This is a genomic window from Kitasatospora sp. NPDC034023, from assembly GCF_055575795.1.
Genome location: NZ_JBVIRY010000003.1, coordinates 396,505 through 420,527 on the forward strand (window position 1 = coordinate 396,505; position 24,023 = coordinate 420,527).

At 73.9% G+C, this 24,023-nt stretch carries 1 protein-coding gene; it reads left to right on the top strand.

The window, feature by feature from the left end; translation table 11 throughout:
* Positions 1-47 precede the first annotated feature (47 nt).
* On the top strand, positions 48-24,020 hold the full coding sequence (locus ACZ52R_RS06785; RefSeq protein ID WP_465752970.1) for a non-ribosomal peptide synthase/polyketide synthase: 23,973 nt from the start codon (positions 48-50) through the stop codon (positions 24,018-24,020).
* Positions 24,021-24,023: the final 3 nt, after the last annotated feature.

The following is a 24,023-nucleotide window of genomic DNA, read 5'->3' on the forward strand; positions in this document are numbered from 1 at the left end:
CGGCGCGCCCTGCCCACATGCCTGCCCACACCTTCGGAGGTACCCCCATGTCCCGTCGCGACGGCGACGCCCTTCCCCTGACAGCCGCCCAGCGCGAGATCTGGCTCGCCGAGCAGAGCTCCCGGACGCCGATCCCGGGCTACCGCGTCGGCGAGTGCCTGGAGATCCACGGGCCGGTGGACCGGGAGCTGTTCGAGACCGCGCTGCGCCGGGTCGTCGACGAGGTCGACGCCCTGCACGTGACCTTCGTCGACGACGGCGACGGCCCGCGCCAGGTCCTCCGGGAGAGCTGGGACTGGACACCCGCGCACCTCGACCTCAGCGGGGAGCCCGACCCCCGCGCGGCGGCCGTGGAGTGGATGGAGCGGGACCTGCTGCGCCCGCTGGACCTCACCCGGGACCCGCTGTTCGGCCACGCGCTGATCAAGGCGTCGCCGACGGAATTCCTCTGGTACCTGAACTACCACCACGTGGTGCTGGACGCGATCAGCAGCTCCATGCTCCGGCAGCGGGTCGGCGAAGTGTACTCGGCGCTCGCCGAGGGCGGCGCCGTACCGCCGTGCCCGTTCGGCTCGCTACGGGACCTGGTCGACAGCGACGCCGCCTACCGCGCGTCCACCGACTTCGCCGCCGACCGTGCCTACTGGACCGGACGCTTCGCCGACCTGCCCGCCCCGACCCGGCTCACCGACACCTCCGCAACCGACCCGCACGGCGCTCTCCGCCTGGCCGAGGAGCGGGAACTGCTCCGCCCGGACGCCCTGCGGGCGGCGGCGGGCCGTTCCGGCGTCCGGTGGTCCCGGCTGCTGATCGCGGCGACGGCGCTCTACGCCCACCGGCTGACCGGCAACCAGGACGTGGTGCTCGCCATGCCCGTCACCGCCCGCCGGGGCGCCGACCGCGACCTGATGTCGGTGCCGGGCACCCTGTCCAACGTGGTGCCGCTGCGGCTGACCGTGCGACCCGACATGCCGTGGCGCGAACTCGTCGCCCAGGCGGCGCGGGAGGTCGAGACGGCCGTCGCCCACGAGCGCTACCGCAGCGAGGACCTGCTGCGCGACCTCGGCGCCCCGGGCGGCATCGGGACGGCGTTCCCGCTGATCGTCAACATCATGGCCTTCAACTCCAGGCCGAGCTTCGCCGGGCACCCGGCCTCCGTGCACCACTTCGTGTCCGGGTCGACCACCGACCTCGCCGTCTGGGTCTTCGACTACCGGGACGGCAACCCGCCGCTGCTCCGGCTGCACGGCTCGCCGGAGGCGTACGGCCCCGACGACCTCGCCGCGCACCAGCAGTGGCTCCTCGCGCTGCTGGACACCCTCGCGGACTGCGAACAGGACGAGCCGGTGGGCCGGATCGAGCTGCTCACGGCCGAGGAGCGCGACGACTTGTCGGCCGTCGGCACCGGCCCGGTGGCGCCGGCCCCGTCCGAGAGCCTGCCGGAGCTGTTCCGGGAGCACGTGCGGACGACCCCGGACCTGGTCGCGCTGGTGTGCGGAGACGTCTCGCTGACGTACACGGAGCTGGACACGCGGGCGAACCGACTGGCGCACGCCCTGATCGCCCGGGGAGCCGGCCCGGAGCGGCTGGTGGCGGTGGCCCTGCCGCGCTCGGTGGAGCTGGTGGTGGCAATCCTCGCGGTGCTGAAGACCGGCGCCGCGTACGTCCCGGTCGACCCCGAGTACCCGACCGCCCGGATCGCGTACCTGCTCGACGACGCCCGGCCGGCCCTGGTGATCACCGACTCCCGCAGCGGGGAGCGCCTGCCCGACGGCGGTCCCGTCGACCGGCTGGTGCTCGACGACCCGGAGACGGCTGCCCTGGTGGCGGGATCTCCGGCGGTGGATCCGGCCGCGGCGATCGATCCGCGGCACCCGGCGTACGTCATCTACACGTCCGGTTCCACCGGACGACCCAAGGGCGTGGCACCGACCCACGGCGGCCTGCTCAACCTGCTCACCGACCTGCGACAGGCGCGCTTCGCGCCGGTGCTCGGGGAGCGGCAGCGGTTGCGGGTGGCCCTGACCACGTCGGTGTCGTTCGACGCGTCGTGGAACCAGTTGCTCGCCCTGTTCGCAGGCCACGAGCTGCACGTCCTGGAGCACGCGACCTGGACCGACCCCGATACCTTCGTCCGCTACGCGGCACGCTGCGGACTGGACTACATCGAAGCCACCCCGTCCTACCTGCACGTCCTCGTCGCCCACAGGCTGCTGCGCGACCCGCAGTGGCGCCCGGCGCTGGTCGCGGCGGGCGGCGAGGCCATCCCGGAGCAGCTGTGGGAACAGCTGCGGGCGGCCGAGGGGGTGTCCTGCCTCAACCTCTACGGGCCGTCCGAGTGCACCGTCAACCCGGTGATCGCGTCCCTGGATTCGAGCCCGCGCCCGGTCATCGGCCGGCCGGCCACCAACGCCCGGCTGTACGTGCTCGACAGCGCCCTGCGGCCGCTGCCGGCCGGTGCGGCGGGTGAGTTGTACCTCGCGGGCGCGTGCCTCGCCCGCGGCTACCTGAACCGGCCCGGCCTGACCGCCGGGCGCTTCGTCGCCGACCCGTTCGGGCCGGTCGGATCGCGGATGTACCGCACCGGGGACCTGGTGCGCTGGGACGCGTCCGGCAACCTGGAGTTCCTCGGCCGCACCGACGACCAGGTGAAGATCCGCGGCTTCCGGCTCGAGCCGGGCGAGATCGAGGCCGTCCTCGCCGAGCATCCGCAGGTCGCCCGGGCCGCCGTGCTGGTGCGCACCGAGCAGGAACCCCGGCTGGTCGCCTACGCGGTGCCCGAGCCCGGCACCACCGTGACCGACACCGCCCTGCGCGACCACCTGCGGGACCGGCTGCCCCGCCACATGGTGCCGGCCGCGTACGTGCTGCTGGACGCGCTGCCGCTGACCCCGAACGGCAAGCTCGACCGGCGGGCCCTCCCGGCGCCCGAGCGGCAGCCCGCCGCGCCGGGCCGTGCTCCGCGCACCGCGACCGAACACCTGCTGGTGGGGCTGTTCACCGAGGTGCTCGGGGTGTCCGAGCCCGGGCTGGACGACAGCTTCTTCGACCTGGGCGGGCACTCCCTGCTGGCCACCCGGCTTGTCGCCCGGGCCCGGTCGGTGCTGGGCGTGGAGCTGGGGCTGCGCGACCTGTTCGACGCGCCGACGGTGGCGGAACTGGCGGCGGCCGTGGACGTCGCGGGCCGGGCGCGCCCGGCGCTGGGGCGGCGCGAGCGGCCGGTGACCGTCCCGCTGTCCTTCGCGCAGCGACGGCTGTGGTTCCTGCACCGCATGGAGTCCGGCGAGCGGGCGAGTCACAGCCCGAGCGCCACCTACAACATCCCGCTGACTCTGCGGCTGTCCGGAAGCCTGGACCAGCGGGCCCTGGAAACCGCGCTGGGGGACCTGGTCGAGCGGCACGAGAGCCTGCGCACCGTCTTCCCGACGGTCGACGGCGTGCCCTGCCAACGGGTGCTGGACCCCGACGAGGCCCGGCCGCGGCTGCGGGTGACGGAGCTCGGCGAACGCGAGCTATCGGAGCGGCTGGCGCAGTCGGGCCGGTACGGGTTCGATCTCGCCGAGGAACCGCCGCTGCACGCCGAACTCTTCCGATTGGCGGCCGAGGAGCACGTGCTGCTGCTGGTGGTGCACCACATCGCCGGTGACGGCTGGTCGATGGGGCCGCTCTCGCGGGACCTGACGACCGCCTACGCGGCCCGCGCCGAGGGCGGCAAGCCGGAGTGGTCGCCGCTGCCCGTCCAGTACGCCGACTACGCCCTCTGGCAGCGGGAGCTGCTCGGCGACGGCACCGACCAGGGCAGCCTGCTGAACAGCCAACTCGCCTACTGGCGCGAGCAGCTGGCGGACCTTCCGGAGCAGGTGGAGCTGCCGTTCGACCGGCCCCGGCCGGCCGCGATGTCCTACCGGGGCGCCCACCTGCCGGTGCGGATCGACGCCGAGCTGCACCAGGGCCTGCGCGCGCTCGCCCGCGACGGCGGGGCCAGCCTCTTCATGGTGCTCCAGGCCGGACTGGCCGCACTGCTGGGCAAGCTCGGCGCAGGCAGCGACGTCCCGATCGGGACCCCGATCGCCGGGCGCACCGACGAGGCGGCGGACGAGCTGGTCGGCTTCTTCGTCAACACCCTGGTGCTGCGCACCGACCTCTCCGGCGACCCGTCGTTCACCGAACTCCTCGGCCGGGTACGCGCGGACGCGCTGGCCGCGTACGCGCACCAGGACGTGCCGTTCGAGTACCTGGTGGAGGCGCTGAACCCGACCCGGACGCTGGCGCACCACCCGCTGTTCCAGACCATGCTCACCCTGCAGAACGCGCCGCTCGGCGCCTTCGACCTGCCGGGGCTGCGGGTGGCGACCGACCTGGTCCACACCGGGACGGCCAAGTGTGACCTGACCTTCATCCTGGCCGAACAGCCCGGCGAGGACGGCCTGTCGGGCGTGGTGGAGTACAGCACCGACCTGTTCGACGCGGCCACCGCGGCCGGGATCGTCGAGCGGTGGCTGCGGCTGCTGCGTGCCGTGGTGGCCGACCCCGGCGGGCGGATCGGCCGGGTGGACCTGCTGTCCGCCGAGGAGCTCGGCGCGCTGCTCCCGGCTCGCACCGACCAGGGCGAGGAGTATCCGGACAGCGGCCTGACCGCGCTGTTCGAGCGGCAGGTGCGGGCGACCCCGGCCGCCGTCGCCCTCACGGACGGCGAAGTCACCCTGACCTACGGGGAGTTGAACGCCCGCGCGAACCGGCTGGCGCACGCCCTGATCGACCGGGGGGTGGGCCCGGAGCAGCTCGTGGCGCTGGCCCTGCCCCGCTCGGCAGAGCAGGTCGTGGCGGTGCTCGCCGTGCTGAAGGCAGGCGGCGCGTACCTCCCGGTCGACCCGCGGTACCCGGCCGCCCGGATCGCTTACCTGCTCCAGGACGGTCGGCCCGCGCTGCTGGTGACGACCGGCGCGGCCGGCGAGCTGCCGGCCCCGGACGGCGTGGACCGGCTGCTGCTGGACACCGCCGACCTGGACGGACAGCCGGACACCGACCCGCGGGTCGCGGTCGATCCCGGTCAGGCGGCCTACGTCATCCACACCTCCGGCTCCACGGGCGACCCCAAGGGAGTCGTGGTCCCGCACCGGAACGTGGTGCGGCTGTTCCGGACCACGGAGGACCTGTTCGGCTTTACCGCCGAGGACGTCTGGACGCTGTTCCACTCCTACGCCTTCGACTTCTCGGTGTGGGAGCTGTGGGGCCCGCTGCTGCGCGGCGGCCGGCTGGTGGTCGTGGACCACGAGACCAGCCGCTCGCCCGGCCGGTTCCTGGAGCTCCTCGCCCGCGAGCGGGTGACCGTCCTCAACCAAACGCCCTCCGCCTTCTACCAGCTGATGCAGGCGGATGCCGAGGCGCCGGACACCAGCCGTGAACTCGTGTTGCGCACGGTGGTGTTCGGTGGCGAGGCCTTGGAGCACTCCCGGCTCGCCGACTGGTACGAGCGGCGCGCGGAGGACGCCCCGCGGTTGGTCAACATGTACGGCATCACCGAGACCACCGTGCACGTCACCCACGCGGCGCTCGACGCCTCCGGCAACGCCACCGGGCAGATCGGCACGGCCCTGCCGGACCTGCGCACGTACGTGCTCGACGGTGGCCTGCGCCCGGTGGCCCCGGGCGTCGCCGGCGAGCTGTACGTCGCGGGCCCCGGTCTGGCCCGCGGCTACCTGAACCGGCCCGGCCTGACCGCCGGGCGGTTCGTCGCGGATCCGTTCGGCCCGGCCGGCTCCCGGATGTACCGCACCGGCGACGTGGTGCGCCGGACCGCCGACGGCGGCCTGCGCTACGTCGGCCGGGCCGACCAGCAGGTGAAGGTGCGCGGCTTCCGCATCGAACTCGGCGAGATCGAGGCGGCGCTCGCCGCGCACCCGGGCGTCGCCCAGGTCGCCGTGCTGGCCCGGCAGGACCGTGCCGACGACACCCGGCTGGTCGCGTACCTGGTCCCGACCGCCGGAGCCGCGCCGCGCCCGGCCGAGCTACGCGGCCACCTGGCCGAGCGGCTGCCGGAGTACATGGTGCCCTCGGCGTTCGTCGTGCTGGACGCGCTGCCACTGACCGCCAACGGCAAGCTGGACCACCGGGCCCTGCCGGCCCCCGACCTCACCCCGGCGGCCATCGCCCGCGTACCGCGCACCCCGCAGGAGCAGGTCCTCTGCGAGCTGTTCGCCGAGGTCCTGGGCGTGGCGTCGGCCGGCGTCGAGGACGGCTTCTTCGACCTCGGCGGCCACTCCCTGCTGGCCACCCGCCTGGCCGCCCGGATCCGCGCGACGCTCGGCGTGGAGATGCCGCTGCGCACCCTGTTCGAGGCGCCGACCCCGGCCGGCCTGGCCGCCGCCCTGGTGGCGGCCGGACCGGCGCAGCCCGCCCTGGCACGGCGGGAGCGCCCCGAGGTGATCCCGCTGTCGTTCGCGCAGCGGCGGCTCTGGTTCCTGCACCAGTTGGAGGGTGCCAGCGCGAACTACCACATCTCCCTCGCCTGGCGGCTGTCCGGGGACCTGGACCGGCGGGCCCTGGAGGCCGCCGTGGCGGACGTCGTGGCGCGGCACGAGAGTCTGCGCACCGTCTTCCCGGCGGTCGACGGCGTGCCGCACCAGCAGGTGCTGGACGTCGTGGCAGCCAGCCCGCGCCTGCTCGTGAGGTGGACCACCGAGGCCGAACTGCCGGCCGTCATGGCGGAGGCGAAGGCCCACCGATTCGACCTGGCGGTCGACGTTCCGCTGCGAGTCGAGCTGTTCGAGCTGGCAGCGGACGAGCACGTGTTCCAGCTGGTGCTCCACCACATCGCGGGCGACGGCTGGTCGCTGGGCCCGCTCACGCAGAACCTGGCCGTCGCCTACGCGGCGCGCTGCCGCGGTGAGGCGCCGCAGTGGGAGGAGCTGCCGGTCCAGTACGCCGACTACACCCTCTGGCAGCACGAACTGCTAGGTGACTCCTCCGACCTGGACAGCCTGTTCGCCGGCCAGGCGGTCTACTGGACCCGCCGGCTGGCCGGTCTGCCGGAGCGGATCGAGCTGCCCACCGACCGGCCCCGCCCGGCGGTCTCCTCGCACCGGGGCGGCTCCGTGCGCGCCGGGCTGGACGCCGACCTGCACCGCGGCCTGCGCGAGCTCGCCCGCGTGCACGGGACCAGTCTGTTCATGGTGCTCCAGGCGGGGCTGGCGGCGCTGTTGAGCAAGCTCGGCGCGGGCGACGACATCCCGGTCGGCAGTCCGGTCGCGGGCCGGAGCGACCAGGCACAGGACGAGCTGGTCGGCTACTTCGTCAACACCCTGGTGTTCCGTACCGACACCTCGGGCGATCCGACCTTCGCCGAGCTGCTCGGCCGGGTCCGGGACACCGCGCTGGCCGGCTACGCCAACCAGGACCTTCCGTTCGAGTACCTGGTCGAGATCCTGAACCCGGCGCGATCGCTGGCACACCACCCGCTGTTCCAGGTCATGTTGGTGCTGCAGAACGCACCCCGCGCCGACTTCGCGCCGCCCGGACTGGACGTCGAGGACGTGCCGTCGACCTCGACCACCGCCAAGCTCGACCTGATCTTCACCATGGTCGAGCGGCACGCGGAGGACGGCACCCCCGAAGGGATCGACGCCTTCGTCGAGTACACCAGCGACCTGTACGACCCGGCCACCGTCGAGACGATGATCGGGCGCTTGGAGCGGCTGCTCCGCGCCGCGGTCGCCGATCCGCGGCGGCGGCTCAGCCGGTTCGGTCTGCTCACCACCGAGGAGCGCGGTGAGTTGACGGCGCTGGGCACCGGCCCGGCGGTGGAGCGTCCGGCCGCGAGCGTGCCGGAGCTGTTCCGGGCGCAGGTGCGCGCAACGCCGGAGCTGGTGGCGTTGGTGTGCGGGGACGTCTCGCTGACGTACGCGGAGTTGGACGCGCGGGCGAACCGGCTGGCGCACGCGCTGATCGCGCGGGGCGCGGGGCCGGAGCGGCTGGTGGCGGTTGCTCTGCCGAGGTCGGCCGAGCTGGTGGTCGCGATCCTCGCGGTGCTGCGGACCGGGGCGGCCTATGTTCCGGTCGATCCCGAGTACCCGGCCGCGCGGATCGGGCACATGCTCGACGATGCCGGCCCGGTGCTGGCGGTGACCGACGTCCGGACCCGGGGCCGACTGCCGGAGGCCGGTCCGGCCGGATGGCTGGTGCTCGACGACCCGGAGACGGCTGCCCTGGTGGCCGGCTGCCCGGCGACGGACCCCCTGGTGGCCATCGACCCGAGGCATCCGGCCTACGTGATCTACACCTCTGGCTCCACCGGCAGGCCCAAGGGTGTGGAGTCGACCCACGGCGGCCTGCTCAACCTTTTCGTCAGCCAGCGTCCGCTGCTCTTCCCCCAGGGGACGAGGGAGCGGTTGCGCATCGGACTGACCACCTCCGTGTCGTTCGACGCCTCCTGCGATCAGATGTCCAGCCTGTACGCGGGCCACGAACTGCACGTCCTGGACGAGGCGACCTGGTCCGACCCGGACGCCTTCGTCGACTACGTGGCACGCGCCGGGCTGGACTACGTCAACGCCACCCCGTCCTACCTCCAGGTCCTTGTCGCGCGGGGGCTCCTGGACGACCCGGGGCGTCGCCCGGCGGTGGTCTCGATGGGCGGGGAGGCCGTTCCGGACCAGCTGTGGGAGCGGCTGCGGGCGGTCGAAGGAGTCACCTGCCTGAACTACTACGGGCCGTCCGAGTGCACGGTGGACGCGGTCGTCGCGGCGCTGGCATCGAGTCCGCGCCCGGTGATCGGCCGGCCGCTCGGGGGCATCCGGCTGTACGTCCTCGACAGCACCCTGCAGCCGGTGCCCGTGGGTGTGGCGGGTGAGCTGTACCTCGCCGGAGCGGGCCTGGCCCGCGGCTACCTGAACCGGCCGGGACTCACCGCCGGACGGTTCCTGGCGGACCCGTTCGGTCCGAGCGGTTCGCGGATGTACCGCACCGGCGACCTGGTGCGCTGGGGCGTGGACCGGAACCTGCAGTTCCTCGGCCGGACCGACGACCAGGTCAAGGTGCGCGGCTTCCGGATCGAACTCGGCGAGATCGAGGCGGCGCTGGAGGAACACCCGCAGGTCGCCCAGGTCGCGGTGACCGTCCGGGAGGACCGGGCAGGGGACGTGCGGTTGGTCGCCTATCCGGTGTCCGTCGCCGGGGCGGAAGTCCGACCGGACGAGCTGCGGGCACACCTGCGCGAGCGGCTGCCGGACTACATGGTCCCGGCCGCTTTCGTGCTCCTGGAGAGCCTGCCGCTGACGGCCACCGGCAAGCTGGACCGGCGTGCGCTGCCCGCACCCGTCCACAGCGCGGCGCGGACCGGCCGGGCCCCGCGCACCCCGCAGGAGCGGGTCCTCGCAGAGCTGTTCGCCGAGGTGCTCGGCGTGTCCGAGGTCGGGGCCGACGACGACTTCTTCGAACTCGGCGGACACTCCCTACTCGCCACCCGCCTGGTCGCCCGGGCACGAGCGACCCTCGGGGTGGAACTGGAGCTTCGCGCCCTCTTCGAGACGCCGACGGTGGCCGGGCTGGCCGCCGGCCTGGGTGGCGCGGGCCGGGCCAGGCTCGCCCTGGGGCAGGCGGAGCGGCCCGCGCTGGTGCCACTGTCGTCCGCTCAGCGGAGGCTGTGGTTCCTGCGCCAGTTGGAGGGCGCGGACTCGGTCTACAACATGCCGCTCGCCTGGCGGCTCTCGGGACCGCTGGACCTGACGGCCCTGGAGGCGGCGCTGGGCGACGTCGTCGACCGGCACGAGACCCTGCGCACGGTCTTTCCAGCGCTGGACGGCGTGCCGTACCAGCAGATTCTGGGCGCCGGAGACGTACCGCCGCAGCTGCCTGTGATCCCCACTGACGAGACGGACCTGACCGAGCTGCTGACCGAGGCCGCTGGGCGCGGCTTCGACCTCGCGGCCGAACCGCCACTGCGCGCCGAGCTGTTCGCGCTCTCCGCCGACGAGCACGTGCTGCTGCTGGTGATGCACCACATCGCCGGTGACGGCTGGTCGCTGGGTCCGTTGGCCGCCGACCTGGCCACCGCATACGCGGCCCGCCGCCGGGGCGAGGAACCGCGGTGGGCGCCGCTGCCGGTGCAGTACGCCGACTACACCCTCTGGCACGACCGGCTGCTCGGGGACCGCGACGATCCCACCAGCCTGTTCGCCCGGGAGTCTGCCTACTGGACGGAGCGGCTGGCCGGCCTTCCCGAGCAGATCCGGCTGCCCGCCGACCGGCCGCGCCCGGCGACCACCTCGTACGAGGGCGGGCAGCTGGCGATCGATCTGGACGCGGAGCTGCACGGTGCGCTGCTGCGCCTGGGCCGGGAGAACGGGGCCAGCGTCCACATGCTGCTCCAAGCCGCGCTGGCGGCGCTGCTGGACAAGCTCGGCGCGGGCGACGACATCCCGGTCGGCAGCCTGATCGCCGGGCGGACCGACCAGGCGCTGGACGACCTCGTCGGGTTCTTCGTCAACACCCTGGTGCTCCGTACGGACACGAGCGGCGACCCGAGCTTCGCCGAGCTGCTGGGCCGGGTCCGGGAGGGCGCGCTCGGCGCGTACGCGCACCAGGACCTGCCGTTCGAGCACGTCGTCGAGGCCCTCAACCCGTCCCGGTCGCCGGCCCGCCAGCCGCTGTTCCAGGTGCTGCTCGCGCTGCAGAACACGCCACGCACCGAGTTCACGCTGAGCGGTCTGAGCGCCGAGATCGTCCTGGTGCGGACGCCGACGGCGATGTTCGACCTCGGCTTCCACCTGCTGGAGCGCGGCGGCACCGGTGGGCCGGCCGAGGGCATCGTCGGGCGGGTGGAGTACAGCACCGACCTGTTCGACCACGCCACGGTGGAGGCCCTGGTCGCCCGGTGGCTGCGGCTGCTGGCGGCGGTGGTCGCCGAGCCGGACCGGCCGCTCAGCCGGATCGACGTGCTCACCGCCGAGGAGCGGCACGAGCTGCTGGTGGCGCGTAACGAGACCGCCCGCCCGGTTCCCGTGGAGGGCCTGTCGGCCCGGTTCGAGGCGCAGGTCCGGGCGACCCCGGAGGCCGAGGCGGTGGTGTTCGAGGACACCGTGCTGACCTACCGCGAGCTGAACCGCCGGGCCAACCAGCTGGCGCACGCGCTGATCGCGCGCGGAGCTGGCCCGGAGCAGGTCGTCGCCCTGCGGCTGCCGCGCTCGCCGGAGCTGGTGGTCGCCGTCCTCGCGGTGCTCAAGACGGGTGCTGCCTACCTGCCGATCGACCCGGACTACCCGGCCGCCCGCATCGCGTACATGCTGGAGGACGCGCGGCCGGCCGTCGCCCTGGGCGACCTCGCGGCGGTCCCCCCGGCCGGGGAGTGGCCGGAGCACGATCCGGCCGTCGTCGTGGACGCGCGGCACCCGGCCTACGTGATCTACACCTCCGGCTCCACCGGCCGGCCCAAGGCCGTGGTGATGCCCGCAGCCGGGCTGCTGAACCTGCTGGCGTGGCACCACGAGGCCGTCGGTGGCGAACCCGGCACCCGCACCGCGCAGTTCACCGCGATCAGCTTCGACGTCTCGGTGCAGGAGGTGCTCTCCGCGCTGCTGTACGGCAAGACCCTGGTGGTGCCGACCGAGGAGCAGCGCCGCAGCGCCGAGCTGTTCGCGCACTGGCTGGACCGGCACGAGGTCGGCGAGCTGTTCGCGCCCAACCTGGTGGTCGAGGCGCTGGCCGAGGCCGCCGAGGAGGCCGGGCTGGAGCTGCCGAGCCTGCGGCTGGTCGCCCAGGCCGGTGAGGCGATGCGCCTCGGCGGTGCGGTGCGCCGCTTCCAGGCCCGCCGTCCGGGCCGGGTGCTGCACAACCACTACGGTCCCGCCGAGACCCATGTGATCACCGCCTACCCGCTGCCGGCCGATCCGGCGGACTGCCCGCTGCCGGTACCGATCGGCCGCCCGATCGCCAACTGCCAGGCCTACGTGCTGGACTCGGCCCTGCGGCCGGTGGCAGCCGGGGTGCTGGGCGAGCTGTACCTGGCCGGGACGGGGCTGGCCCGTGGCTATCTGAGCCGGCCCGGGCTGACCGCCGGGCGCTTCGTCGCCAATCCGTACGGGCCGGCGGGCTCGCTGATGTACCGCACCGGCGACCTGGTCCGCTGGCGCGCCGACGGCGAGCTGGAGTTCGCCGGACGGGTGGACCACCAGGTGAAGGTGCGCGGGTTCCGGATCGAGCCCGGGGAGATCGAGGCGGAGCTGACGGGCCACCCGGGCGTCGCCCGGGTGGCCGTGCTCGCCCGCGAGGACCGGGGCGAGACCAGGATCGTCGCGTATGCGGTGCCCTCGACGCAGGAGCCGGCCACCACGGCGGCACTGGCGGCCTACCTGCGCGAGCGGCTGCCGGACTACCTGGTGCCGTCCGCGTTCGTCCTGCTGGACGCGCTGCCGCTGACGCCCAACGGCAAGCTGGACCGCGCCGCGCTGCCCGCGCCCGAGCCGACGGGCCCGACCGGCGGCCGGGCGCCGCGCACCCCGCAGGAGCAGATCCTGTGCGAGCTGTTCGCCGAGGTGCTGGGCCTGCCGCAGGCCGGGGTCGACGAGGACTTCTTCGACCTGGGCGGGCACTCCCTGCTCGCCACCCGGCTGGTGTCACGGGTCCGGGCGACCCTCGGGGTCGAACTGGAGCTGCGCGACCTGTTCCGCACCCCGACACCCGCCGGGCTGGCGGCCGGGCTGCACGCCGCCGCCTCCGCACGGCAGGCCCTGGTACCCCGGCCCCGCCGCGAGCCGATGCCACTGTCGTTCGCCCAGCGCCGACTGTGGTTCCTCCAGCAGTTCGGGGCGCCGAGCGCCACCTACCACATGCCGCTGGCCCTACGGCTGACCGGCGACCTCGACCGGGCTGCACTGAGCGCCGCGCTCGCGGACGTGGTGGCCCGGCACGAGACCCTGCGCACGGTCTTCCCACACATCGCCGGAATTCCGCACCAGCGGGTGCTGGACACCGACAAGGTCGCCGTTCCGCTGACCGTGCGCGCGGCCGGCGAGGCGGAGCTGCCCGTCCTGCTTCGAGAGGCGGCGGTGCGCGGCTTCGACCTGACCTCGGAAGTTCCGGTGCGGGCGGAACTGTTCGCGGTCGCCGAGAAGACCGACGAGCACGTGCTCCTGCTGGTCATGCACCACATCGTCGGGGACGGCTGGTCCATGGGCCCGCTGGCCCGCGACCTGGCCACCGCCTACACCGCCCGGCAGGGTGGCGTGGCGCCGGTGTGGCCGCCACTGCCGGTGACGTACAGCGACTACACCCTGTGGCAGCACGAGATCCTGGGCGACGAGCAGGACACCGACAGCCCGTTCGCTCGCCAGGTCACCTACTGGACGGAGGAGCTGGCGGGTCTGCCCGAGCAACTGCAGCTGCCTGCCGACCGGCCACGCCCGGCCACCATGTCGTACGGCGGTGAGCTGCTGGAACTGCGGATCGATGCCGAACTGCACACCGCGCTGGTGGGGTTGGCGCGCAGCTCGGGTGCGACCCTGTTCATGGTGCTGCAGGCCGCGCTCGCCGCGCTGTACACCCGGCTGGGCGCGGGAACGGACATCGCGATCGGGAGTCCGATCGCGGGGCGGACCGATGAGGCACTGGACGAGCTGGTCGGGTTCTTCATCAACACGCTGGTGTTGCGCACCGACACGAGTGGTGATCCGAGCTTCGCCGAGCTGTTGGAGCGGGTGCGGGAGACGGCGCTGTCGGCGTACGCCCACCAGGACGTGCCGTTCGAGCACCTGGTGGAGGTGCTGAACCCGTCCCGCTCGCCGTCGCACCACCCGCTGTTCCAGACCGGGCTGGTCGTGCAGAACACGCCGGGAGGTGACTTCGAGCTGCCGGGTCTCCTGGTCTCCGGGGTGACCGTGCTCACCGGGACCGCGCGGCTCGACCTGACCTTCGGCTTCGCGGAGGAGCACGGACCCGACGGCGCGCCGGCCGGACTCAGCGGCGCGGTCGAGTACAGCACCGACCTGTTCGACCGCTCGACGGTCGAGGCCCTGGCCGCCCGCTGGACCAGGCTGCTGGCCGCGGTCACCGCCGCCCCGGACCTGCCGATCGGCGGGATCGACCTGCTCTCCGCCGAGGAGCGACGCGAGCTGCTGCCCGCCGTCGACGGCGCGGCGGACGCGGCGAGCCTGCCGGAGCTGTTCGCGGCGCGGGTGGCGGCGGCGCCGGATGCGGTCGCTCTGGTCTGCGGTGATGTGGAGTTGACGTACCGGCAGTTGAACTCCCGGGCGAACCGGTTCGCGCACGCGCTGATCGCTCGCGGTGTCGGCCCGGAGCGGGTCGTGGCGGTGGCGCTGCCGCGGTCGGTGGAGTCGGTGGTGGCGGCCCTGGGCACCCTGAAGGCCGGGGCCGCGTACCTGCCGCTGGACCCGGCGTACCCTGCCGCCCGGATCGCGTTCATGCTCGACGATGCCCGTCCGGCGGTGGTGGTCGACGACCCCGCGATGGTGGTCGAGGGGGACCGGCCGGAGGACGATCCGGCTGTCGTGGTGGACGCCCGGCACCCGGCCTACGTGATCTACACCTCGGGCTCGACGGGCTGGCCCAAGGGCGTGGCCGTCACCCACAGCGGCGTGTCCGGCCTGGTGGCGGCACAGGTCGAGCGGCTCGGCGTGGCGCCGGGCAGCCGGGTGCTCCAGTTCGCCTCGCCCAACTTCGACGCGTCCTTCTGGGACCTGTGCAGTGCCGTGCTCACCGGCGCGACTCTCGTCCTGGCCCCGGCCGAGGCTCCGCTGGAGGCCCTGACGGACCGCGGGCTCGACATCACCCATGTGACCCTGCCGCCCTCCGCCCTGGCCGCCCTGCCGGAGGGCTCGGTGACCGCGTCGACGCTGGTGGTGGCGGGTGAGGCCTGTGCGCCGGAACTGGTGGCCCGGTGGGCGCCCGGACGCCGGATGATCAACGCGTACGGTCCGACGGAGACCACGGTGTGCGCGACGATGAGCGCCCCGCTGTCGCCCGGTCCGGGAGTGCCGCCGATCGGCCGGCCGGTCGCGGGCTTCCGGGTGTACGTGCTCGACGAGCGGCTGCGCGTCGTGCCGCCGGGTGTGGCGGGGGAGCTGTACGTCGCCGGCCCCGGGCTGGCGCGCGGCTACCTGAACCGGCCCGGTCTGACGGGCGGCCGGTTCGTCGCCTGCCCGTTCGGCAAGGACGGCGACCGCATGTACCGCACCGGCGACCTGGTGCGCCGACGAGCGGACGGTGAGCTGGAGTACGTCGGCCGCGCCGACGACCAGGTGAAGGTGCGCGGCTTCCGCGTCGAACTCGGCGAGGTCGAGGCGGCGCTGGCCGAGCACCCCGCCGTCGCCCAGGCCGCTGTCGTGGCCCGGGACGACCGGCTCATCGGCTACGTGGCGGCCCGTCCCGACGCGGCCGTCCGCCCCGCGGAGCTGGCGGCACACCTGCGTCACCGGCTGCCCGACTACCTGGTGCCGGCCGTGTTCACGGTGCTGGACGCGCTGCCGCTGACCCCCAACGGCAAGCTGGACCGCGCAGCGCTGCCCGCTCCCGACCTCGGCTCGGCCGAGGTCGGTCGGGCGCCGCGCACCCCCCAGGAGCAGATCCTCTGCGAGCTGTTCGCCGAGGTGCTCGGCGTGTCCGGGGTCGGGGTCGACGAGGACTTCTTCGACCTGGGCGGGCACTCCCTGCTCGCCACCCGGCTGGCCGCGCGGGTGCGTACGGTGCTCGGCGTGGAGCTGGGGCTGCGCGCGCTGTTCCAGGCGCCCACCGTGGCGGGCCTGGCCGAGGCACTGGCCGGGGCGGGCCACGCCCGCCCGGCGCTGACCGTGCACGAGCGGCCGGACACGGTGCCACTGTCCTTCGCCCAGCGACGGCTCTGGTTCCTGCACCGCATGGACGGCAGCGCCGCGACCTACCACATCCCGTTGGCACTCCAACTGACCGGCACGCTCGACCGAGCGGCGCTGGACGAGGCGCTGGCCGACGTGGTGGCCCGGCACGAGAGCCTGCGGACGGTGTTCCCGGAGGTCGACGGCGTGCCGTGCCAGCGCGTGCTGGACCCGGCGGCGGCCCGGCCCCGGGCGCGGCTGACGGAGGTGTCGGAGGCCGAACTGTTCGATCGGCTCGCCGAGTTCGCCCGGCAGCCTTTCGATCTGACCTCGGAAGTGCCGCTTCGGGCGGAGCTGTTCGCGCTCGCGCCGGACGAGCACGTGCTGCTGCTGGTGATGCACCACATCGCCGGGGACGGCTGGTCCACCGGCCCGCTCGCCCGTGACCTGGCCGAGGCGTACGCGGCCCGCTGCGAGGGCCGCGCGCCCAGCGGGCCGGCCCTGCCGGTGCAGTACGCCGACTACACGCTGTGGCAGCGCGAGCTGCTCGGCGACGCCGCCGACCCGCAGAGCCGGTTCGCCGAGCAGCTCGACTACTGGAAGCGGCAGCTGTCCGACCTGCCGGAGCTGCTCCAGCTGCCCGCCGACCGGCCCCGGCCGGCCGTCGCCGGCTGGCAGGGGGACCACGTCGGCCTGGAGCTCGACCCCGAACTGCACGTCGCCCTCACGGAGTTGGCGCGGCGCACCGGGACGAGTCTGTTCATGGTGCTGCAGGCGGCACTGGCGGCGCTGTACACCCGGCTGGGCGCGGGAACAGACGTCCCGATCGGGAGTCCCATCGCGGGGCGTACGGACGAGGCGCTGGACGAGCTGGTCGGGTTCTTCGTCAACACGCTGGTGCTGCGTACCGACACGAGTGGTGATCCGAGTTTCGCCGAGCTGTTGGAGCGGGTGCGGGAGACGGCGCTGTCGGCGTACGCGCACCAGGACGTGCCGTTCGAGCACCTGGTGGAGGTGCTGAACCCCGCCCGCTCGCTGTCCCACCACCCGTTGTTCCAGACGATCCTGGCCGTGCAGAACGCGCCGGTGGGCCGGTTCTCGCTGCCCGGGATGGAAGTGACCACCTACGCGGTGGCCACCGGAACCGCCAAGTTCGACCTCGGGGTGAGCCTGGTCGAGGAGTTCGGTCCGGACGGGAGCCCGGCCGGGATCGTCGGCGCGGTCGAGTACGCCACCGATCTGTTCGACCGCTCGACGGTCGCAGCCCTGGCCCAGCGCTGGACCCTCCTGCTGGAGGCCGTCACCGCCGACCCGGAGCAGCCGATCGGGGGGATCGACCTCCTCGACGCCGACGAGCGGCACCGGCTGCTGGAACGGGGCAACGCGACCGCCCGCGACGTGGGCGCCGTCCCGGTACCGCAGGCCTTCGCCGCCCAGGTGACGGCGACGCCGAATGCGGTCGCGCTGGTCCGTGGCGACGTCGAGCTGACGTACCGGGAGCTGAACGCGCGGGCGAACCGGTTCGCGCACGCGCTGATCGCCCGGGGGGTCGGTCCGGAGCAGCTGGTGGCCGTGGCCTTGCCGCGGTCGGTGGAAGCGGTGGTAGCCGTCCTCGGCGTGCTGAAGGCCGGGGCGGCGTACCTGCCGGTGGATCCGGCCTACCCGCAGGCGCGGATCGCGTTCATGCTGGACGATGCCCGTCCGGCAGTCGTGGTCGACGATCCGGCGATGGTAGCCGACGTCTCGGAGTGGCCCGACACCGATCCGGAGGTCGCCCTCGACGTCCGGCACCCGGCCTACGTGATCTACACCTCGGGCTCGACCGGTCGCCCCAAGGGCGTCGTGGTCGCCCATGGCGGTGTCGCGAGCCTGGTCGCCGGCCAGATCGAGCGGTTCGCGATCGAACCCGGCAGCCGGGTGCTCCAGTTCGCCTCGCCCAGCTTCGACGCCTCGGTGTCGGAGATCTACACCGCCCTGCTGTGCGGCGCGGCGTTGGTGCTGCCGCCCGCGGCGGACCCGGTCGCCGCGCTGACCGACCCGGGGCTCGCCGTCACCCACGTGACCGTGCCGCCGTCCGTCCTGGCCGCCCTGCCCGAGGGTTCGATGACCGTGTCCACCCTGGTCGTGGCCGGTGAGGCCTGCCCGCCGGAGCTGGTGGAACGCTGGGCATCGGACCGGCGGATGATCAACGCGTACGGTCCGACGGAGACGACGGTGTGCGCGACGATGAGCGATCCGTTGTCCCCGGCCGCGGGTGTGCCGCCGATCGGCCGTCCGATCGCCAACGCCCGGGTGTACGTGCTGGACGAGCGACTGCGGCCGGTGCCGCCGGGTGTGCCCGGAGAGCTGTACGTGGCCGGCGCGGGGCCGGCGCGCGGCTACCTGAACCGGCCGGCTCTGACGGCTGGACGCTTCGTCGCCTGCCCGTTCGGCGCGGACGGCGAACGCATGTACCGTACCGGCGACCTGGCGCGCTTCCGCACGGACGGCCAGCTGGAGTACGTCGGGCGGGCCGACGACCAGGTGAAGGTGCGCGGCTTCCGCGTCGAGCCCGGCGAGGTCGAGTCGGCCCTGGCCGAGCACCCCGCCGTCGCCCGGGCCGCCGTCCTCGCCCAGGACGACCGGCTGATCGGCTACGTCGTCCCGCACCAGGAGGCGTTCCGGGACAGCGGAGTCGAAGCGGACCACGTGGACGAGTGGCGGGGCATCTACGACGCCCTGCCCATCACTCCCGACGAAGCCGCCTTCGGCCAGAACTTCGTCGGCTGGAACAGCAGCTACGACGCCGGCCCGATCCCGGTCGAGCAGATGCGGGAGTGGCGGGACGCGACCGTCGCCCGCATCCTGGCCCTGCGCCCCCGCCGGGTGCTGGAGGTCGGCGTCGGCACCGGTCTGCTGCTCTCGCAGGTCGCGCCGCACTGCGAGACCTACTGGGCGACCGACTTCTCCGCCACCGCGATCGACGCACTGGCCGCCCAGGTGGCCCGGGAGGAGGACCTGGCCGAGCGGGTGGTGCTGCAGACCCGCCCGGCGCACGACACCGACGGGTTGCCGACCCGGGAGTTCGACACCATCGTGATCAACTCGGTGGTGCAGTACTTCCCGTCGGCCGACTACCTCGCGGACGTGATCGGGAAGCTGATGCGGCTGCTCGCCCCGGGCGGCGCGCTCTTCATCGGCGACGTGCGCAACCTACGGCTGCTGCGCCCACTGGCCACGGCCGTCCAGTTGCACCGGACCGGGGACGGCGCCGACCTCGCCGCAGTGCGCCGCGCCGTGGAGCAGGCCCTCCGGGTCGAGAAGGAGCTCCTGGTCGACCCGGACTTCTTCACGGTCCTGAGGGAACACGGCACGGACATCGGCACGGTGGCTGTGGAGGTCAAGCGCGGTCGGCACCACAACGAACTGAGCCGCTACCGCTACGACGTGACGCTGCACAAGCGGCCCGGCCTACCGGCCCAGCCGCTGGACCTGGCATGGGGCCGGGACATCGCCGACCTCGCCGAGCTGCGCGAACTGCTCGGGCGACCGGGCACCGGCCCGGTGCGCCTCACCGGCGTCCCGAACCGCCGCGTCGCACGCGAGGCCGAGCTGGCCCGGGCGGTGCGGAACGGGGACGGCACGCTCGCCGGGCTACTGGAGCGGCTGCACGGCCCGGACGACGGCGACCTGCCCGACCCGGAGGACTTGCACGCCCTCGGCGGAGAGCTCGGCCGCCGGGTGGACCTCACCTGGTCCGCCGACGCGCCCGAAGCCCTCGACGTGCTCTTCACCGATGGACCGGCGGACGCACCCGTCGAGGCCTACCGGCCGGTGCGGCGGGCCGGCACCGCGCTGTCGTCGCTGACCAACCGCCCGGCCGGCAGCCGGGGCACCGGCGCCCTCCTCGGCGAACTCCGCGACTGGCTGCGGGACCGGCTGCCCGACTACCTGGTCCCGTCGGCGTTCGTGGCGCTGGACGCACTGCCGCTGACCGCCAGCGGAAAGCTCGACCGCCGTGCCCTGCCCGTACCCGACCTCGGCCCGGCCGTGGCCGGGCGGGCGCCGCGCACCCCGCAGGAGCAGCTCCTCGCCGAACTGTTCGCCGAGGTGCTCGGGCTGGCCCAGGTCGGGGTCGAGGACAGCTTCTTCGACCTCGGCGGGCACTCCCTGCTGGCGACCCGCCTGGCCTCCCGGGTCCGGGCGACCCTCGGCGCGGAACTGGAGGTCCGGACACTGTTCGAGACCCCGACCGTGGCCGCCCTGGCGGCCCGCCTGGACGGCTCCGGCACGGTGCGGCCGGCGCTGACCGCCCAGCCCCGCCCGGACCGGGTGCCGCTGTCCTTCGCCCAGCGCCGCCTGTGGTTCCTGCACCGGATGGACGGGCCGAGCGCCACCTACAACATGCCGCTCGCGCTGAGCCTGACCGGCGAACTCGACCGGCCGGCCCTGCACGCCGCGCTGGCGGACGTGGTCGCCCGGCACGAGAGCCTGCGGACGGTCTTCCGCGAGACCGACGGCATGCCCCACCAGGTCGTGCTGGACGCCGCGCAGGCGTACCCGGCGCTCCCGGTGGTCGAGCTCGACGAGGGCCGGCTGGCCGAACGGCTGGCGCAGACGGCCCGGCGCGGCTTCGACCTGGCCGCGGAGCCGCCCGTCCGGGCGGAGCTGTACGCGATCGCCCCCGACCGGCACGCGCTGCTGGTCGTGGTGCACCACATCGCCGCCGACGGCTGGTCGATGGGACCGCTCTCCGGCGACCTGGCGGCGGCCTACGCGACACGCTGCCGGGGCGAGGAGCCGCAGTGGACCCCGCTGCCGGTGCAGTACGCCGACTACACCGGCTGGCAGCGCGACCTGCTCGGCGACGCCGCCGACCCGGACAGCCTCTTCGCCCGTCAACTGGCCTACTGGAAGGATGAATTGACCGGCATGCCGGAGCAGCTGCAGCTGCCCGCCGACCGGCCGCGGCCGCCGGTGGCCTCCCAGCTGGGCGACCGGATCGTGGTCAGGCTGGACGCCGACCTGCACCAGGCCCTACGGGACCTGGCCGCCGAACGCGGCGCCAGCATGTTCATGGTGCTCCAGGCCGGCCTCGCCGCGCTGCTCACCCGGCTCGGCGCCGGTACCGACATCCCGATCGGCAGCCCGATCGCCGGCCGTACCGACCAGGCGCTGGACGAGCTCGTCGGCTTCTTCGTCAACACCCTGGTGCTGCGCACCGACACCGCCGGCGACCCAGGCTTCGCCGAACTGCTCGGCCGGGTGAGGCAGAAGGCGCTCACCGCGTACGACCACCAGGACGTGCCGTTCGAGTACCTCGTCGAGGTGGTCAACCCGGCGCGGTCGCTGGCCCGCCACCCGCTGTTCCAGATCATGCTGGCCCTGCAGAACGCGCCGCTGGGCGAGTTCGCGCTGCCGGGGCTGGAGACCTGCCACCTGGAGGCGCCGACCGGCACCTCCCGGGTCGACCTGACCTTCAGCCTGGCCGAGCAGTTCCGCCCGGACGGCCACCCCGACGGCCTGGTCGGCGCGGTGGAGTACGCCACCGACCTGTTCGACGCGGCCACCGTGGAGCTGCTGTTCGACCGCTGGGCCCGGTTGCTCCGCACGGCGGTCGCCGACCCGGACCGGCCGATCAGCCGGATCGACCTCATGTCCGAGGCGGAACGCCACCGACTGCTGTACGGGTTCAACGACACGGCGGCCGAACTGCCCCGGGCCGCGGTGCCCGAGCTGTTCGCCCGCCAGGTGCGGGCCACCCCGGACGCGGTGGCCGTCGTGGCGGGTGGCACCGAGCTGACCTACCGGGAGCTCGACCAGCGGTCCGACCGGCTCGCGCGGGCACTGGTCGGCCAGGGCGTCCGCCCGGAGACGCCGGTCGCGGTACTGCTGGAGCGCTCGGCGGAACTGGTCACGGCGATCCTGGCGATCATCAAGGCGGGCGGCGCCTACGTGCCGCTGGACTCGCGCTTCCCCTCCTCCAGGATCGACCTGATCCTGCGGGAGAGCGGGGCCGCGCTGGTGCTCACCCGGGAGGTGCTGGACGCCCTGGAGCAGGCCGAGCCCGATCCGTCCGCCATCGACGTCCGCTGCGAACCCGGCCAGTTGGCGTACATCATGTACACCTCCGGCTCCACCGGGAGGCCGAAGGGCGTGGCCGTCACCCACCGCGACGTGGTGGGCCACGCGCTGACCCCCGAATGGCGCAGCGGCGGACACGAGCGGGTGCTGATGCACTCCCCGACGGCCTTCGACCTCTCGACCTACGAACTGTGGGTGCCGCTGCTCAACGGCGGCCGGATCGTGGTCGCACCGCCCGGGCAACTCGACCTCGACCTGCTCCAGCACACGATCAGCACGCACGGTGTCACCGGACTGTGGCTCACCGCCGGACTCTTCCGGCTGGTCGCCGAGGAGCGCCCCGGCCTGCTCGCGGGGGTGCGGGAGGTGTGGACCGGCGGCGACGTGGTCTCCCCGGCCGCCGCCGCCCGGGTGCTCGCCGCCTGCCCAGGCATCGAGGTGGTCAACGGCTACGGGCCCACCGAGGCCACCACCCTGGCCACCTGCCACCCGGTGCGCACCCTCCCCGAGCATGCCGCGTCCGTGCCGATCGGCGGGCCGATGGCGAACATGCGCGCCTACGTGCTCGACGACCGCCTGCGGCCGCTGCCGGTGGGCATGGTCGGCGAGCTGTACCTCGCCGGGGTGGGGGTGGCCCGCGGCTACCACGGCCGGGCCGCCCTGACGGCGGAGCGCTTCACCGCGGACCCCTACGGGCAGCCCGGGAGCCGGATGTACCGCACCGGCGACCTGGCCTGGTGGCGGCCTGAAGGCACGCTGGAGTTCGCCGGACGCGCCGACCACCAGGTCAAGCTGCGCGGCCTGCGGATCGAGCCCGGCGAGATCGAGGCCGTGCTCGCGGGCTGCCCGGGCGTCGCCCAGGCGGCCGTGGTAGCCCGCGAGGACCGGCCGGGCGACAAGCGGCTGGTCGCCTACCTGGTGCCCGCCCCCGAGGGCGCGCCCGAGGCGGGCGAGCTGTCCGGCCGGCTGCGCCGCGAACTGCCCGACTACATGGTGCCGGCCGCGTTCGTCACCGTGGAAGCGCTGCCGCTGACTGCCAACGGCAAGCTCGACCGTGCCGCCCTGCCGACCCCCGAGTACGGGGTGTCGGACGTCGGCCGCGGCCCCCGGACGCCGCAGGAGCAACTGCTCTGCGGCCTGTTCGCCGAGGTCCTCGGCCGGGAACAGGTGAGCATCGACGACAACTTCTTCGACCTGGGCGGGCACTCGCTGCTCGCCGCCCGGCTGGCCTCCCGGGTCCGCGAGACCCTCGGCCTGGAGCTGGGACTGCGCATGCTGTTCGAGGCGCCGACCGTGGCCGGGCTCACCGAACGCCTGGTCATGGACGACCCCGATGACGCGTTGGACGTGGTGCTGCCGCTGCGTTCGACCGGGACCGCCACCCCGCTGTTCTGCGTTCACCCCGGCGGCGGCATCAGCTGGTCGTACAGCGGGCTGCTGAACCACGTCGGCCCCCAGCACCCCGTCTACGCGATCCAGGCGCGCGGCCTCGGCCGGCCCGAACCGCTGCCGACGTCCTACGAGGAGATGGCGGCCGACTACGCCGACCACGTCCAGAAGATCCAGCCGCAGGGCCCGTACCTGCTGCTCGGCTGGTCCGCCGGCGGGCTGATCGCCCACGCGCTCGCCTGCGAGCTGCAGTCACGCGGCGAGCGCACCGCACTGCTGGCGATCCTCGACGCCTATCCGGTGAAGGACGTGACGTTCGAGGAGGTGCCGGTGCCCACCGAGCGGGACGTGCTCGTCGGGGTGCTCGACGTCGACCCGGACGAGCTGGGCGACCGGGACATCACCTACGCCGAGGTCGCCGAGGTACTGAACCGGCGGGGCAGCGCGCTGGCCGGCCTGAACGAGCGACAGGTCGAGGTGATCGTCCGGATCATGATCAACAACGCGCAGCTGGCGGTCGACTTCGTCCCCGCGCGGTTCGACGGCGACCTGCTGCTCTTCAACTCCACGATCGACCGGACCGAGGACAACGCCGGGCCCGAGATCTGGCAGCCCTACATCACCGGCCGGATCGAATCGCACGAAATCACCACCCGGCACAACCGGATGACCCAACCCGGCTCGCTGGCCCAGATCGGACCGGTCCTGGCCGCCAGGCTCGCCGAGGCCGCCCGCGACACCCCCGTTTCCCACCACCAGGAGGACTGACCC

Excerpts from the sequence above, each read along its gene's own strand:
- ACZ52R_RS06785 (WP_465752970.1), top strand. The coding sequence starts at position 48 with ATGTCCCGTCGCGACGGCGACGCCCTTCCCCTGACAGCCGCCCAGCGC.